Below are 15,979 nucleotides of genomic sequence, written 5' to 3'. Positions count from 1 at the left end.
TCGCATGGACAAGGCCCCCGGCCTTTCGTTAGGGAGAAGTTAGGGGGCCTATGCCATGCTTAAGACATTCGCAAAATACAACATCGGCCAGGTGGTCCGTCACCGGAAGCATCCCTTTCGCGGCGTGATCTTCGATATCGACCCCGAGTTTGCCAATACCGAAGAATGGTACGATGCCATCCCCGAAGAGGCGCGGCCGGCCAAGGGGCAGCCCTTTTACCACCTGCTGGCCGAAAACGATCAGACCTATTACGTGGCCTATGTGTCGGAACAGAACCTCGTTCCCGACGAGACCGGCGAACCGGTCGATCACCCGGACCTGCCCGATCTGTTCGGTGAGTTCCGCAATGGGCGCTACCCGCTGGAATATCAGTTGAACTGACCGACGCGCGGAGGTGCCACGCGCCGGCCCGCTCCGTCAGTAGCCCAGGGCGATCCCGTCCTTGCGCGGGTCGGACCCGCCCTCGAGAACGCCAAGATCATGGTCGATGCGGATGGCCTGCGCGCCGCCGATGCCCACTTGCGGGGTCGAGACGCTGTGGCCCAAATCGGCCAGCTCCTGACGAACCTTATCGGAATAACCCGTTTCGACCTTCATGTCGCCATACTCGCTAAAGCAGCGGGGGGCGTCGATCGCCTCCTGCGGGGACATGCCGTAATCGACGACATTGGTCACGAAGCGCGCATGCCCGGTCGATTGGTACTGACCGCCCATGACGCCGAAGGGCAAGACGACGCGCCCGTTCTGGCGCAGCATGGCCGGGATGATCGTGTGCATCGGGCGCTTGCCGCCATTCGCCTCGTTCGGGTGCCCGTCTTCGAGAGTGAAGCCCGCGCCGCGATTCTGGAACAGGATGCCGAACTTGTCCGAGGCGATGCCCGAGCCGAAATCCTTGAACACCGAGTAGATCAGCGAGACCGCCATGCGGTCGCGGTCCACCATGGTCAGATAGATCGTTTCCTTGTGCACGGCCTCGGTCAGGGGTTTGGCACTGGGCATGGCGCGGGCCGGGTCGATCAGGGCGGCCAGTTTCCTGGCCGTGGACGGATCGAGCATATGCGCCAGGCGCGTCATGTGATCCATGTCCGACAGGAATCGATCGCGCGCGTCATAGGCCAGTTTGGTCGCCTCGGCCTCGATATGGGCGCGCGCGGTGCCGAACGGGTCCATCGACGGCAGGTCGAACTCCGCAAGGATGTTGTTGAGCAGGATTGCCGTCGCGCCCTGGCCGTTCGGCGGATGCTCGACCAGTTCGATCCCCTTGTATGTGCCGCTGATCGGGGTGGTGTAGGTGCAGCGCGTTTCGGCGAAATCCTCGAGCGTGTGAACACCGCCAAGCGCGCGCAGCGAGGTGACCATATCCTCGGCCACTTCGCCCTCGTAAAACCCGGCACGGCCCTGGGCGGCGACACGGCGCAGGACCTCGGCCTGTTGGGGGTGGCGAAAAAGCTGCCCCGGTTTCGGCGCGGCGCCGTTCAAAAGGTAGAACTCGCGCGCCTTGGGCGTCATGTTGTCACTGTGGTGGAGCCAGTCGAACGCGGCGCGCGGGGCGGCGGGAACACCGGCCTCGGCGTAATGGATCGTCGGTGCCAGCACGGCGTCGAGGCCGAGCTTTCCGTGATCGGCCGAAAGGGTGCAAAAGGCGTCAACCGCCCCCGGAATGGTGACCGAGGCGGGATCGCCGAAAACCGGCATGGTGGTATGGCCGGCCGCACGCAGGGCCGCCCCGCTGAGGGCCGCCGGGGCCCGGCCCGACCCGTTGAGAGACAGGATCTCGTCCGATCCGGCGGGTTTGACCAGCACGAAACAATCCCCGCCAATGCCCGTCATCGCCGGCTCGCACAGGCCCAGCAACACCGCACCGGCAATCGCAGCGTCAACCGCATTGCCACCCGATTGCAGGATGGACACGGCGGTTTGCGCAGCCAGCGGGTGCGACGTGGCGCAAATGCCGTTCTCGGCAAACACGGCCGATCGCCCCGGCTTGTGGAAATCACGCATCCCTCTCTCCCTTCTTGTCATGCCGCACGCACCCTAAGCCACCGGCGCGCGGTGGCAAGGTGCGGGTCAACAAGGCGGGAGGGAACGTAAGCTGCAGAGTACCTCGACGCCGCGCACTGGGTGGGGGCTTGATACGCACGACGCCGAGGGAAGCCTCTGCAGCTACAAGTCTCTTATCGCCGGCGATGGCGGCGGAGATGGGAACACAATGGGGCTTTGGCGTGGCAAACAGCCGATTTTCGGGGGTTTTCCCGCTCAACGTGCCGGAAGAGTCAGAGAAAGCCGGTTTTCACCGCCGTCACGGCGGTAGGTCAGCGCGGTGGAAATCTGGTGGATCAACAGCCAGCCGAACCCGCCTTCGGGCAGATCCGTCGCTGCGTGGCCGGCTAGGGTCGGGGGGGGTGGGCGATGGCAGGCGTCCATATGGCATCGGCCGGCCATGATCGCGAATGCGACACCGGATCTCTGCGTGGGTCAACCAGAGATCGATGAGAATGGCCTCACCCGCCGCGCCGTCATAGGCGTGTTCCACGATGTTGTTCAGCACCTCGCCCAGAACGATCTGCGCGTCGGCGATCCGGTCTTTCGGAATGTCGCCATCGCGCAGATGCTGCACGATCGCGTCAAGGGTGCGTCGCACCTCGGCCGGCTGAGACAGCAATGACAGCTGCCTGTGCGTTTGGTCCCGTCGTTGCGGCCCGTCAGGGCCATCGTCGCGGTCGGTCATCCGCCGGTCACGAGGCCGTGCCACGGGCGGCCAGCGCCGAGGGCAGATCGGGGTGGATTTCGAAGACCGTATTCATGCGCGTCAGACGCATCACCTTGTCCACGGCCGGTGTCAGGCCCGCCAGGCCCAGTTCCTTGCCGGTCGGCATCAGCTTGCGCGCCGCGACGACCGCCCCAAGGCCACTGGAATCGAGGAACTCCACCTGCGACAGGTCAAGGATCACGTCGCTCTCCGCCCCGGCGATCACCTCGCGAAAGCGATCCTTGAACTGGATCGCGGCGCCGGCGTCGATGCGGTTGCTTTCAACGCGGACGATGCCGACCTCCCCACAACGGTCAAAACTCAGATTCATCGGTGCACTCCCGCTAACGGCTCTGTTAAGAGGCTAGGGCACAAGTCTTGCCAAATCGTATCCATCAGGGAGGGGACGCGCATGGAAGAGGTTGTCATCGTGGGGGCGGCCCGCACACCGATGGGGGGCTTTCAGGGGGCGCTGTCAGGGGTCAGCGCGCCCGAGCTGGGCGGCGTAGCGATGGCTGCGGCGATCGACGCGGCTCAGGTGTCGCGCGCCGATGTGGACGAGGTGCTGATGGGTTGCGTTCTGCCCGCCGGTCAGGGGCAGGCCCCCGCGCGACAGGCCGGGTTCAAGGCCGGTCTTGGCGAAGAGGTGCCGGCCACCACCCTCAACAAGATGTGCGGCTCGGGGATGAAGGCGGCGATGCTGGCCTGGGACCGGCTGGCGCTGGGGCAGGCCGGTGTGATGATCGCCGGCGGGATGGAGAGCATGACCAATGCACCCTACCTGCTGCCGGCCATGCGTGGCGGGGCGCGGATCGGCCACCAGAAAACGTTCGATCACATGTTCCTCGACGGTCTGGAAGATGCCTATGACAAGGGGCGCCTGATGGGCACCTTCGCCGAGGATTGCGCCGAGGCGTTCCAGTTCACCCGCGAAGCGCAGGACCAGTATGCGTTGGGCTCGCTGTCGAATGCATTGGCCGCGATCGACGGCGGGGCCTTCGAGACCGAGGTCGCGCCGGTCACCTTGCGTACCCGCAAGGGCGACACCACCGTGTCCGTCGATGAACAGCCCGGCAATGCGCGCCCCGAAAAGATCCCGCATCTCAAACCGGCCTTCCGCGACGGCGGGACGGTTACCCCGGCCAATTCCTCGTCGATTTCCGATGGCGCCGCGGCTCTGGTGCTGGCGCGCGCAGATGTGGCCGACAGCAAGGGCCTGCCGGTTCGGGCGCGGATCCTTGGGCATGCCAGCCATGCACAGGCCCCCTCGCAATTCCCCACGGCCCCGGTTCCGGCCGCGCGCACGCTGATGGAGCGTTTGGGCTGGACCGTCGACGATGTCGATCTGTGGGAAGTGAACGAGGCCTTCGCCGTCGTGCCCATGGCCTTCATGCACGAGCTTGGCGTTGCGCGCGACAGGATGAACGTGAATGGCGGGGCTTGCGCATTGGGTCATCCGATCGGGGCGTCGGGGGCCCGAATCATGGTGACCTTGCTCAATGCCCTCGAAAAGCGCGGCCTGAAACGCGGGATCGCCGCGATCTGCATCGGCGGCGGCGAGGGGACGGCCATCGCGATCGAACGGCCCTGACCGGCGGGATCGTTTCTCCGGTCGCAACGGCCCGGCGCCGTCCCGCATTCACGAGAATGCTACTTGGGCGTGATTGAGCCCCGCCGCACGGCGTCTACGTCCTGCCGCAGGAAAATTTCAGAAATTCCTGAAATGACAGGACGGAGAAATCGAATGGCTGTTATCGACAATTTCGTTCGGATCACCGAACGCGCGCCCCGTTTCGGACTGGGTCAATGGATGCTGCGTATTCCGCTTGCGGCAATCCTCGTGAACCAAGGTCTGCTCAAGGTTTATGGTGGCATGGCCTCGAATGCCGAGGCCTTCGGCATCCCCGTCTGGGCCTTCGCGCTGGCGACACTGGCCGATTTCGCGGCGCCGGCCGCCCTGATCCTTGGGGGGCTGTACCGGCACTGGACGGCCGATCTGCTGACCCGCGTGGGCGGTTTCACCGTTGCGGCCTCGACCATCGCGGTGATCGCCGTGGTCTATGGCGGCGGAAGCTGGCTGGGGTGGCAATTCCAGGCCCTGATCACCGCCGGGGGACTGTTCTTTCTGATCCGGGGCAATGAAACCCAGCCGCGCGGGGCCTGACGTGGGCAAACCGTTCCCCCGCGCCGAGGCCCTTGTCGCCCGCGCGGGGGGCGGATATCAGGCCCCATGCCTGATTATGCGACCCTATCCAAAACAATCGCCAGCCTGACCGAGGGCGAGACCGATCCTGTCGCGCTGATGGCCACCTTGGCCTGCGAAATCCATCATTCGGACGACAAGTTCGACTGGACGGGGTTCTACCGCGTGACGGAACCCGGTCTGCTCAAGATCGGCCCCTATCAAGGGGGGCATGGGTGCCTTGTTATCCCCTTCGATCGTGGTGTCTGCGGCGCGGCGGCGCGTAGTGGCGAAACCCAATTGGTGCCCGAAGTCGATGCCTTCCCCGGCCACATCGCCTGTGCGTCATCGACGCGCTCGGAATTGGTGATCCCGGTTTTCGACTCTCGTGGGGCCGTGATCGCGGTGCTCGATATCGACAGTGACCAACCGGACGCCTTCACCGAAACCGACGCGGCACATCTCGAGACCATCCTCAAAGACGTGTTCGGATCGCTCTGATCCGGGCCGAAAAATCTTCTAGAAGATTTTTCGGCTCAGCGACCGGGCAGTTTGACGAGGTCGGCGGCCTCGCCTCGGTCAGGCGACAGTTCTTCGAAATCGAAATTGTCCAGTCGTTCGGCACGTTTCCCGGCGCGGGCGGTGGCCGTCAGGATGCCGGAAACATCGTCCCCGGCTTGGCGCAGATGCGTTTCCAGTTTGCCGGCCCGCTCCTCGATGATCTCGACATCGCGATGCAGGTGTTTCAAAGCCTTTCGGATCTCGCCGGCCTGTTCGCGCATGCGCGCGTCCTTCATCACGGCGCGCATGGTGTTGAGGGTGGCCATGCAGGTGGTGGGCGAGACGATCCAGACGCGGGCATGGAACCCTTCGCGGATCACCTCGGGCAGGCGGGCGTGCAATTCGGCATAGATCGCCTCGGAGGGCAGAAACATCAGCGCACCATCCGCGGTTTCGCCTTCGATGATGTATTTCTCTGAAATCGCCTTGAGATGTACCCGAACGGCGGCGGCCAGGTCACGCAGGGCGCGGCGCTGTGCGTCGGGTGTGTCGGCGGCGGTCAGCGCTTCATAGGCCTCGAGCGGGAACTTGGCATCGATGACGATGGGGCCCGGCGGGTTCGGCAACAGGATCAGGCAATCGGCGCGTTTGCCGTTCGAAAGCGTCGTTTGCAGGGCATAGCTGTCGGATGGCAGGGCGTTCGATACGATATCGTTGAGCTGGATTTCCCCGAACATGCCGCGCCGTTGCTTGTTCGACAGGATATCCTGCAAGCCCAGAACGTCAGAGGACAGTTTTTCGATATTCGTTTGCGCCTTGTCGATGGTGGCCAGCCGTTCCTGCAGTTTGGTCAGCGACTCGGTGGTCTTTTCGGCATTGCCGGCCAGGGTCTTGTCGATGCGCTGATTGAGTTGTGCCAGAACCTCGGCCTGTTTCAGCGCCGTCTGCGCCATCTGTTCGTTCATCCGCTCTTGCAGATCCGACAGGGCGTTGCCCTGTTTCAGGGCGTTGACGTGTAACTGTTCGTTCAGCCGTTCCTGCAAGGCGGCAAGGGTCTGCGACTGGCGGTTGGCGGCCTCGTGCATGCGGTCGCCCATCGCGCCCTGCACCTCGGACAGGCGCAGTTCCATCGTCTGCATGATCTGCAAGTTGGCCTGCGCCTGCCCGTCCGAGGTGGCCTGCAGGCGCTCGGCCAGCCGTTCCTGCCCGCGCGCCAGATGCTCGATCGCGCCCATCGACCGCCGCGCCCCGCTGGCCGCCGCGATCAGCAGCCACAGGACCAGCAGAACAATGCCCGCCGCCGCCAAGAGCGGCCAGAGGGTCGCCGGGTCGGACAGGTCGAACGTGATGTCACCGATCTGGATCATGTGCGGCCGAAAAGCCTTTCAATGTCGCCGAGTTTCAATTCGACATAGGTGGGGCGGCCATGGTTGCACTGGCCGGAATGGGGGGTCGCCTCCATCTCGCGCAAAAGCGCGTTCATCTCATCAGCGCTCATGCGGCGGCCCGAGCGGATCGATCCGTGGCAGGCGACGCGGCTGAGGATCGCCTCGATCCGGGATTGCAGCGTCTGGCTATCGCCAAGGTCGTCCAATTCGTCGAGCACATCGCGCAGCAGCGCCTCGGCGTTGATCTCGCCAAGGATGGCCGGTGTCTCTCGAACGGCAAGTGTTCCCGGCCCGAAGGCTTCGATGACCAGACCCATCTGTTCCAACTCTGCCGCGCGGTCCAAAAGACGGTCCGCGTCGCCGCCGAGATTGACGATCTCGGGGATCAAAAGGGCCTGCCGCGCAACGCCGGTTTCGGCCATTTGCCTCTTGAGCCGTTCGTAGACGAGGCGTTCGTGCGCTGCGTGCTGATCGACCAGAACCAGACCATCGCGCGTCTGGGCCAGTATGTAGTTTTCATGAAGCTGCGCGCGGGCGGCCCCAAGGGGGCGGTCCTGCAAACCCTGCGTGTCCTCGGGCGGCGGCTCGACCCGGGCCGAGGGCGTGGCCTCCCACAAGGGTTGATTTTCCGAAAACCCGTTCGGGGCCTGCCAGTCGCGGTTGGCGGCGAGCGTCGTGGGCGCGGGCCTGTCCCGACCGCGCCGATCCATCTGGTAGACGCGCGGGGTGTCACACTTTGGTTCCGGACGAAAGGTGCCGAGGGTCGCGCCGGCAACGGTGGTCGAGGCGCGGTGCCCTGCCCCGGCCAACGCGTGACGCAGGCCCGAGACGATCAGGCCCCGCGCGATGCCGGGTTCGCGGAACCGCACCTCGGATTTCGCGGGATGCACGTTCACGTCCACCCTCTCGGGCGGGCAGTCGAGGAAGAGGGCCGCCGCCGGGTGGCGATCGCGGCTGAGGAAGTCCATGTAGGCGGCGCGCAAGGCCCCTACCAACAGCTTGTCGCGCACGGGGCGGCCATTGACGAACAGGTACTGCGCCACGGCCGAGCCGCGCGAATAGGTGGGCAAGGCCGCGTAGCCGGTCAGGCGCAACCCCTCGCGTTCCGCATCGATGGGCAGGGCGTTCTCGGCAAAATCACGGCCCAGAACCGCGGCCAGACGGGCGCGCAGGGCACTGAACAACTCGCCCTGTTCGGCCTCAACCCGAAAGGTGACACGCGGCGCGTCGGTCATGTCCTTGAGGGTGAAACCGATGGCCGGTTCGGCCATGGCGAGGCGTTTGACCACATCGCCGATCGCCTGCATCTCGGCCCGGTCCGAGCGCAGGAATTTCAGCCGGGCGGGGGTGGCATGGAACAGGTCGCGCAACTCGACCACGGTTCCGCGTGTCAGGGCGGCGGGTTTGACCCGGCCCAACGCCCCCCCCGACGACATGCAGTTCGTGGGCATCGTGGCCCGCCACCCGACTGGTCAGGGTCAGCCGACCAACGGCCCCAAGCGAGGGCAGCGCCTCGCCCCGGAACCCGAAGCTCTGGATATTCAGCAGGTCGGTGCCGTCGATCTTGGACGTGGCATGCCGGCTGAGGGCCAGCGGAAGATCGGCGGCGGACATCCCGCACCCGTCATCAGTGACGCGGATCAGCGTCTTGCCGCCATGGGCGACCTCAATCGTGATCCGGCGTGCGCCCGCGTCGATGGCGTTTTCGACCAATTCCTTGACCGCGCTGGCCGGGCGTTCCACGACCTCACCGGCCGCGATGCGGTTGATCGCGGCTTCGTCGAGCTGTCGAATGACAGGGCGGTTGTCGCTTATGTTGGGGTCACCGAGGGGCATGCCACGATACCTAGCATGCCCCGGCGGGATTCGAAAAGTGCCGGCTTTGGCCGACCGTCCGTCGTGCCTATTGGGTGGTTTCCAACCCCTCGGGGCGTCCGACGACGACGAAATGCAGGTCCTCGGGGCGCAGAACACGAGCGGCGACCCGGCGGATATCGTCTCGCGTGACGGCATTCACCCGGTCGTTGCGGGTCGCGATATAGTCGAGCGGCATGTCATCGGCCTGCATCGAGGCGAGGATACCCGCGATCCGCCCGTTGCCGTCGAAACGCAACGGGTAGGCCCCGGTCAGGTAGCGCTGCGCGGCCTCCAGTTCCTCGGCCGTGACGCCGTTCTCGGCCAGATCGGCCCATTGGGCGCGCGTCACCTCGATGGCCTCGGCCACCAGATCGTTGGACGACGAGAACTGGCCGGCAATGCGCGGCCCGTAATCGGCCAGCGACAGGAAGGACGCGATGCCATAGGTCAGGCCGCGGTCCACGCGCACCTCGCGCATGAGGCGCGACTGGAACCCGCCACCGCCAAGGATCTGGTTCAGGACAAAGGCGGGAAAAAAGTCGGGATCGTCACGCGCGATGCCCTCATGTCCAAAGATCGCAACCGATTGCGGCGAAGGGAAATCGACCACCGTGACCCCGCCCTCGGCCTGCCATTCGCTGGGGGCGGGCATCTCGGCGCCGGTTTCGGGAAGGTCGCCCAACAGGTGGTCGATCAGGGGACCCAGTTCCTCGGCGGTGATGTCGCCGGCGGCCCCCACGACGACACGGTCGCGGGTCAGAACGGCGCGATGCGCGGCGACGATATCCGCCCGGGTCAGGGCCGACACGCTGTCTTCGGTTCCTTCCAGCGACGTGCCATAGGGGTGATCACCAAAGGCGAGCGCGTTGAAGGTTGCCGCGGCGATATCGTCCGGGTCGCGCGAATTGCCCTCGATGATCGACAGGACCTGACCGCGGACGCGTTCGATGGCGTCCTCGTCAAAGCGCGGCTCGACCAGGGCGGCGCGCAGCAAATCGGCGGCGGCATCGCGATTTTCGGTCAGCATCAGCGCACTGACCGTCAGATCGTCGCGAAACACATCGAAGCTGAAGCTTGCCGCCATGCCTTCGGCCGCCTGGGCAAAGGCGGTGGCGTCCATGTCGCCAGCCCCCTCTTCCAGCAGGCCGGTCATCAGGTAGGTCGCGCCGCGCTTGCCCTCGGCATCCAGCGAGGCGCCGCCGCTGAACCAGATTTCGATGGCCACGAACGGGTTCGTGTGATCCTCGACCAGCCAGGCCTCGATACCGCCGGGCGACGTGACCTGTTCGATGTCGATCTGGGTGGCGTGGGCCGGGCCCGTGGCCGAGAGGACCAGCGCGGCAAACAGTCCGGTCAGGCGCGGAATCATTGGGTCACCTCCTGGGTGGCGGGCAACTCGGGGCGGGTCAGATAGCCCGTGACCGAGGTGGTCTCTTCGAACAGGCGGCGGGCGGCCGCCATCACGTCGTCGATGGTCGTCGCGGCCAGGACATCCGGCCAGGTTTGCACGTCCTCGACCGTCAGGCCGCTGGTCAGGGCCACGCCGTAGCGCCGGGCAAGGCCCTGGGCATTGTCGGCGGAATAGATCGCATCGGCCTGGATCTGGAACTGGATGCGCGCGAATTGCTCGGGGTCCACGCCGGTTTCAAGGAAACTGGCCAGAACCCGGTCGAGATCGGCCTCGGCCTCGTCCAGCGGGGTGCCCGGAAGCGGAACATTGACCACCGAAAAGCCCGAGGGATCGAGGCTGGTCGCGTCATAAAAGGCCGAGGTGTAGATCGAGCGCTGGTCCTCGACCTCCAGCTTTTGCGACAGGACCGAGGTGCTGCCCGACCCACCGAGAATCTCGGCCAAAAGGCTCAGCGCCGCGGCTTCTTCCTGCGCACCGCTGCGCCGCACAGGGGCAAGGTAGCTGCGGGATACATAGGGGTTTGCGACGCGCTCATCCTCGAGCACGATGCGACGATCGGCGATCTGGGGTGGCTCGGCCGGGCGGGCGCGCGGCGCGATCTCGGCGCTGGCGGGGATCGGGCCGTAATGCTCCTGGGCCAGGGCGCGCACCTCGTCCGGGGTCACGCCACCGGCCACGATCAGGATGGCGTTGTTGGGCGCGTAATGCTGCCGAAGAAGGCCATGGCATCGTCGCGGTCCAACTCCTCCATCTCGTGGCGCCAGCCGATGATCGGAATGCCGTAGGGGTGGTTGAGATACAGCGCAGCGCGCATCTGTTCGTTGAAAAGGCCGCCGGGGCTGGAATCGGTTCGCTGCGCGCGCTCTTCCAGGATCACGCTGCGTTCCGTCATCACCTCGCCCGCGCTGAACTGCAGATCGGTCATGCGGTCGGCCTCCATCTGCATCATCAGGCCCAGGCGATCCGACGCGACGCGCTGGAAATAGCCGGTATAGTCCCAACTGGTGAAGGCGTTGTCGGACCCGCCGTTTTCTTCGACCACGCGGCTGAATTCGCCGGTTTCCAACTCGTCGGTGGCCTTGAACATCAGGTGTTCCAAAAAATGCGCCACACCCGATGTGCCAGGGGGCTCGTCGGCGGCGCCGGCGCGATACCAAAGCATGTGAACGACCGCTGGCGAGTTGGGATCCTCGATCACGACGACATCCAGCCCGTTGTCGAGCGTTAATTCGGTGACGTTCTCGGCCGCGAGTGCCGCCAAAGGCGCAAGCACGACGGCAATCATGGGTCCGAACCCGGCGATCATGCGATGCAACATGCGCATCCTCCGATTGATGGCGTAACAGGCATGAGATATGCGCCCGCGCCCCCGCATCAACGGTGCTGACGCAAGCGTTACGGCGCAAGAGGTTTCAGGGGCGTTACTGCGCGGGCGGCGCGGTCGGGGTGCGCACACCGGCACGGCGCAGGCGCTCCAACTCGGCGTAGCGGTCCAGCGACATGCTGCGATAGGCGCGGAAATACACGGTGCTGCCGAACATCCGTTCGAGGATGCGGCCATCGTTGCGGCGGCGGAATTCCTCGTCCTCGGCGGCAAGGGTCGGCCGGATATCGGCACTGATGCCAAAACGTCCCACATGCTGCATCAGCGTGTTCGAGCCGCGTGCCGCGCGCGCCGGGTTGCCGCCAAGCGCCGCGATCGCGTCCGCCTCGGGGTCGGGATCGGCAAGGTTCCGCGCACCCGGTGCGGGCGTGGGCAGCTCGCGCAGGTTGCCGGGGATCTGCAATGGCTCGTTCGGCACGACCGAGAACTCGTCCGGCCCGGCCTCGGTATTGGTCAGGTTCATCAGCGTGGGGGTCCTGTCACTGCAGGCCGCCAGGGCCAGCAGGGCAATCCCGAGAATCGCGGATGATGTCAGACGCGTCATGCCGTCCCTCCTTTGCGCGGGGATGGGTCTAGCGCAAACGTGCCCGTCCGTCACGGGGTCATCTTTGTGGTATCGGCAAAGATGAGCAAGCCGATCGCGCCCCCCACGATCGCGATATCGGCCACGTTGAAGGCAAACGGGTTGTCGATGCCACAACAGGACATGTTCAGGAAATCGATCACCGCCCCCTGCAACGCGCGGTCCATGGTGTTGGCCAGCGCCCCGCCGATCACCGCGCCGGCTGACAGAAACGAGATCGCGCGATGCATCCCGTTCCTGGCCCACCACAGCAACCAGGCCGAGATGACCAGCGCGATGCCGATCAGCAGATAACGCGTGGCCTCGGGGCCGCCGGCAAAGAGGCCGAAATTGATCCCGGTGTTATAGCCTAGATGAAACACGAGGTAGGGGGGGAACACCTCGATGATGCCGCGCTCGGCCAGACCGGCCCAATGAAGCACGGCATATTTGCTGGCCTGATCCAGGACGAACCAGAAAACCGCAGAAATATAGAGTAGCCGCATGGTCAGCCCGCTCCGGTTGATCGCTCAATGGCGGAAGTGCCGCATTCCGGTGAAGACCATGGCAAGCCCGGCCTCGTCGGCGGCGGCGATCACCTCGGCGTCGCGCATGGAACCGCCGGGCTGGATGACCGCCGTCGCGCCCGCCTCGGCCGCGGCCAGCAGGCCATCGGCAAAGGGAAAGAATGCGTCCGACGCCACGACCGAGCCCTTGGCCAGGCTCTCGGGCAGGCCACATTCCTTGGCCATGCGCTCGGCCTTGAGGGCGGCGATGGTCGAGCTGTCCACGCGGCTCATCTGGCCCGCGCCGATGCCGACGGTCGCGCCGTCACGCACATAGACGATGGCGTTGGATTTGACGTGCTTGGCGACCGACCAGGCAAAGATCATGTCCGACATCTCGGCCGCACTGGGGCGTCGCCTGGTGACGGGTTTCAGGTCTTCCTCGTCGACCCGTCCGGTATCCTTGTCCTGCATCAGCATCCCGCCCGAGACCTGCCGGATCGTGCGCGCGGGTGCTGCGGGGTTGGGCAGGCCACCGGTGGTCAGCAGGCGGAGGTTCTTCTTGGCGGCAAAGATCGCCTTGGCCTCGTCGCTGGCCTCGGGGGCGATCACGACCTCGGTGAAGATCTCGACGATCTTGGCGGCGGTGGCGGCATCGAGCGGCTGGTTCAGCGCCACGATCCCGCCAAACGCACTGGTGCGGTCGCAATCGAAGGCGCGGGCATAGGCCTCGGCCATCGTCGCGCCGCGCGCCACGCCGCAGGGGTTGGCATGCTTGATGATGGCGCAGACGGGGCCATCGGCGGGGTTGAACTCGGCCACCAGTTCGAACGCGGCATCGGTGTCGTTGATGTTGTTGTAGGACAGGTCCTTGCCCTGATGCTGCACGGCGGTGGCGACGCCGGGGCGCGCGCTGCCATCGGTGTAGAACGCGGCCTTTTGGTGCGGGTTTTCACCATAGCGCAGGGGAAGGGCGAGCGTGCCCGCCACCGCCCGGCGGCGCGGGGTCTCGGCCCCGATCGCATCGGCCATCCAGCCTGAGACCGCGGCGTCATAGGCGGCGGTGCGGGCATAGGCCGTCTGCGCAAGGGTTTGGCGCAGGGCATAGGGCGTGCTGCCATCGTGGTCATCCAGCGCGGCCAAAACGGCGTCGTAATCGGCGGTGTCCACCACCACGGCCACATGGGCGTGGTTTTTGGCCGCGGCGCGGATCATCGCGGGGCCGCCGATATCGATATTTTCGATGCAGGTGTCGTAGTCGGCGCCCTTGGCCACGGTTTCCTCGAACGGATAGAGGTTGACGACCAGCAGGTCGATGCCGCCGATGCCGTGCTCCTCCATCGCCGCGACATGGGCGGGATTGTCGCGCAGGGCCAGAAGACCGCCATGCACCTTGGGGTGCAGCGTCTTGACCCGGCCATCCATCATCTCCGGAAAGCCGGTGACCTCGGCCACGTCGATGACGGTCAGGCCGGCGGCGCGCAGGGCCTTGGCCGTGCCGCCGGTCGACAGGACCTCGACGCCACGCTGTGCCAGCGCGGTGGCAAAGGCCTCAAGCCCGGTCTTGTCGGAAACGGAAATCAGCGCGCGGCGCAGGGGCACGGTTGTCATGGGGGGTCCTTCGGGTCAATCGCGGTCAGTCGGGCGTGGCGCGGGCAAAGCCCACGGGCGCGGGCAGAAAGGCGGTTGGGCGCGCCAGGCTCCAGCCAATGACATTGCCATAGCCCTTCATGCGCGCGGTGAGAACGATCTGTTTTGTCGCGCGCGGCCGCAGCCGCCCGCTATCGAGATAGACGGACGGCTGAAGGCCCAGTTCCGCCGACCCGGTGTGTCGAAAGACCCAGGTTTCGCCCGAGGCCAGCGTCAGCGACACCGCCGCGCCGCCCATGTCGACCTTGGCGTCGACATCGGGGTGCAGGTGGAACCGCACGGTGTACTTGACGCCCAAGCCATGCGGCAGGCGCGCATAGACCCGATCAAGGCGCTGGCGATCGGCGCTGGTCATGGCGGCCAGTGCATCTTCGCCCCGCAAGAGCGATCCGTTGTCTTCGAGCGTGAGGCTGCGCAGATGGATCAGGCCATGGCTCTTGCGCCACCCGTCATGCGACATGGCAACGCCCTGGGCGCTTTTCATGTCGCTTTCCTGCACCGCGACATCGCTGGGGCCATCGGCGAAGGGCTGTTTCTCGGGGGCATTGCGCGAGGCCTTCGGGGCCAGCCGGGACGAGGAATACCCCTCGAGGCACAGGGTCGAGTGGCTGAGCGTGGCCCGCCCCGCGCGCCGCCACTCGGGGCCAAGGCGCGCGCCCGATCCGCAGCTGACGATCAGGGGCTCGGAGCCGCTGGTCAGTTCCATGGCCAGGGTGCTGGCATGGGCGTTGGCACTGCGGAGGCCCTGCATCGGCAAGGCGGCATCGACGATGATCGACACATTGTCGGTGGCCAGCCGGGCAAATCCCATCGCCAACCCCTTGACCTGCGCGGGGCGCACGCGGCTTTGCACCAGGGCGCTGACCAGCCGGCCGGGCGCGCCGCGCCCCCCGCCATGGGCACGCACCAGCCCACCATCGACATGGCGCAGGCTGCGCAGCGTGGGCGCGATCCGGGCGATGGCGGTGTTCACGGCCGGGTCGGGTTCCTTGCCGGTGTCCGACAGGATCTGCATGACCCATGTCAGCAGCACGAACACCTCGAGCAGTTCCTCGGGGTTGCGCGTCACGATCCCGCCCGAGGCGTCGATCTCCTGCGCGCATTCCTGTGCCAGCGCCTTTAGCGCGGGGTCGAGGTCGGATTCCATCCCCATCAGGGTACAGGCCGAATAGATCAGGCCGGTCAGCGCCTCGAACCGCGGCAGACCGGGAGAGGCCCTGCGCCAACGGCGCGACAGGAACCCCGCCTGCCGTCCGAGCGACGCCATGAAGCGGCGGCTCTCGGCGGATTCCATCCCGTTCAGCAGGAACAGGGCGTGGCTGATCCAGCGGATCTGTCGCCGCCCGGTCAGATCGGGGGTCCAGCCCAGACCGGCGCCGCGCCCATAGCGGCGGACCCAACCCGAAAGCCACGCCTGAGCGGTTTTCCGCCCTTCACCGTCGTCGATGGCCGCCAGATCGTCGAGCCAATCGAACCCGTGCAACCCCTCTTCGAAACTGTCATTGGGCGCGGTGATGTCCCATGGGCTTTGGCCGTGGGCCTCGATCAGCGCGCCGCCAAGGCGATAGTTCCCGGCCATGAACTGCCGTCCGCGCGCCGCCGAGCCCGGAAACCGCGGCTCGGGCCGCCAGAGAAAGCCGCGCACGCGCCGGTCGAAGCCCGCCTGCACGGCGGCCAGCCGGTTGGCGACACGCCCGCTGGTGCTCGGGCGGGGCCGCGGCGCCGCCGCGGGCGTCGGATCTGTCAGGTGACTGTCGGACATTCTGGCCCGGTGCTGCTCTGCCTTTT

Annotated in this window: 13 protein-coding genes and 3 pseudogenes; 4 read left to right on the top strand and 12 right to left on the bottom strand. The window is 66.0% G+C overall.

Features of this window, described 5'->3' with window-relative positions; translation table 11 throughout:
- The first annotated feature begins 55 nt into the window (after positions 1 to 55).
- Positions 56 to 382: a heat shock protein HspQ gene (gene hspQ, locus ROSELON_RS03905; protein ID WP_025311126.1), complete on the top strand. Its 327-nt coding sequence runs from the start codon at positions 56 to 58 to the stop codon at positions 380 to 382.
- 36 nt (positions 383 to 418) lie between these two features.
- Here hspQ and ROSELON_RS03900 read toward each other — a convergent pair whose 3' ends face one another.
- The 4 genes and pseudogenes from ROSELON_RS03900 to ROSELON_RS03890 form a co-directional block, all read right to left on the bottom strand.
- The gene (locus ROSELON_RS03900; RefSeq protein ID WP_025311125.1) at positions 419 to 2,002 is read right to left on the bottom strand and encodes a gamma-glutamyltransferase family protein; all 1,584 of its coding nucleotides are present in this window, start codon (positions 2,000 to 2,002) and stop codon (positions 419 to 421) included.
- Positions 2,003 to 2,257: 255 nt separating this feature from the next.
- Positions 2,258 to 2,443 (bottom strand): ATP-binding protein, encoded by a 186-nt coding sequence (locus ROSELON_RS18620; RefSeq protein WP_245605407.1) that lies wholly within the window; start codon positions 2,441 to 2,443, stop codon positions 2,258 to 2,260.
- 4 nt (positions 2,444 to 2,447) lie between these two features.
- Positions 2,448 to 2,729 (bottom strand): annotated as a pseudogene (locus tag ROSELON_RS19170) (ATP-binding protein); the annotation flags it as partial.
- A 7-nt stretch (positions 2,730 to 2,736) separates the two neighbouring features.
- The gene (locus ROSELON_RS03890; protein WP_025311123.1) at positions 2,737 to 3,081 is read right to left on the bottom strand and encodes an STAS domain-containing protein; all 345 of its coding nucleotides are present in this window, start codon (positions 3,079 to 3,081) and stop codon (positions 2,737 to 2,739) included.
- Between the two features lie 81 nt (positions 3,082 to 3,162).
- Here ROSELON_RS03890 and ROSELON_RS03885 point away from each other — a divergent pair, with 81 nt between their 5' ends.
- The 3 genes from ROSELON_RS03885 (at position 3,163) to ROSELON_RS03875 (ending at position 5,433) form a co-directional block, all read left to right on the top strand.
- Positions 3,163 to 4,341 carry a thiolase family protein gene (locus tag ROSELON_RS03885; RefSeq protein ID WP_025311122.1) on the top strand — a complete coding sequence of 393 codons (1,179 nt, stop codon included), beginning with the start codon at positions 3,163 to 3,165 and terminating at the stop codon, positions 4,339 to 4,341.
- A 153-nt stretch (positions 4,342 to 4,494) separates the two neighbouring features.
- Complete coding sequence (locus ROSELON_RS03880; protein ID WP_025311121.1) at positions 4,495 to 4,914, top strand: hypothetical protein; 420 nt, start codon at positions 4,495 to 4,497, stop codon at positions 4,912 to 4,914.
- A gap of 66 nt (positions 4,915 to 4,980) precedes the next feature.
- Positions 4,981 to 5,433, top strand: a complete 453-nt coding sequence (locus ROSELON_RS03875; RefSeq protein ID WP_025311120.1) for a GAF domain-containing protein — start codon at positions 4,981 to 4,983, stop codon at positions 5,431 to 5,433.
- A gap of 35 nt (positions 5,434 to 5,468) precedes the next feature.
- On the opposite strand, the gene ROSELON_RS03870 is transcribed toward ROSELON_RS03875, so the two are convergent.
- From ROSELON_RS03870 to ROSELON_RS03835, 8 genes and pseudogenes are all read right to left on the bottom strand, one after another.
- A complete protein-coding gene (locus ROSELON_RS03870; protein WP_025311119.1) occupies positions 5,469 to 6,800 on the bottom strand; it encodes a DNA recombination protein RmuC in 1,332 nt (443 codons plus the stop codon).
- Positions 6,797 to 8,657, bottom strand: a pseudogene (gene mutL / locus ROSELON_RS03865) (DNA mismatch repair endonuclease MutL). Before mutL ends, ROSELON_RS03870 begins: the two are co-directional and overlap by 4 nt.
- 67 nt (positions 8,658 to 8,724) lie before the next feature.
- Positions 8,725 to 10,047, bottom strand: a complete 1,323-nt coding sequence (locus ROSELON_RS03860; protein ID WP_038650148.1) for a M16 family metallopeptidase — start codon at positions 10,045 to 10,047, stop codon at positions 8,725 to 8,727.
- Positions 10,044 to 11,395 (bottom strand): annotated as a pseudogene (locus ROSELON_RS03855) (M16 family metallopeptidase). The gene ROSELON_RS03860 and the pseudogene ROSELON_RS03855 overlap by 4 nt, the downstream one beginning before the upstream one ends.
- 115 nt (positions 11,396 to 11,510) lie before the next feature.
- A complete protein-coding gene (locus tag ROSELON_RS03850; protein WP_025311117.1) occupies positions 11,511 to 12,017 on the bottom strand; it encodes a DUF3035 domain-containing protein in 507 nt (168 codons plus the stop codon).
- Between the two features lie 50 nt (positions 12,018 to 12,067).
- On the bottom strand, positions 12,068 to 12,541 hold the full coding sequence (gene lspA / locus ROSELON_RS03845) for a signal peptidase II (protein WP_025311116.1): 474 nt from the start codon (positions 12,539 to 12,541) through the stop codon (positions 12,068 to 12,070).
- Between the two features lie 24 nt (positions 12,542 to 12,565).
- Positions 12,566 to 14,152, bottom strand: coding sequence for a bifunctional phosphoribosylaminoimidazolecarboxamide formyltransferase/IMP cyclohydrolase (purH, locus tag ROSELON_RS03840; RefSeq protein ID WP_025311115.1), 1,587 nt, complete (start codon positions 14,150 to 14,152; stop codon positions 12,566 to 12,568).
- 25 nt (positions 14,153 to 14,177) lie between these two features.
- A complete protein-coding gene (locus ROSELON_RS03835) occupies positions 14,178 to 15,953 on the bottom strand; it encodes a heparinase II/III family protein (protein ID WP_025311114.1) in 1,776 nt (591 codons plus the stop codon).
- Positions 15,954 to 15,979: the final 26 nt, after the last annotated feature.

Source organism: Roseibacterium elongatum DSM 19469 (assembly GCF_000590925.1).
Taxonomy (GTDB): Bacteria; Pseudomonadota; Alphaproteobacteria; order Rhodobacterales; family Rhodobacteraceae; genus Roseibacterium; species Roseibacterium elongatum.
Note: the sequence above shows the minus strand (reverse complement) of the source record. Positions and strands in the feature narration are given on the sequence as shown.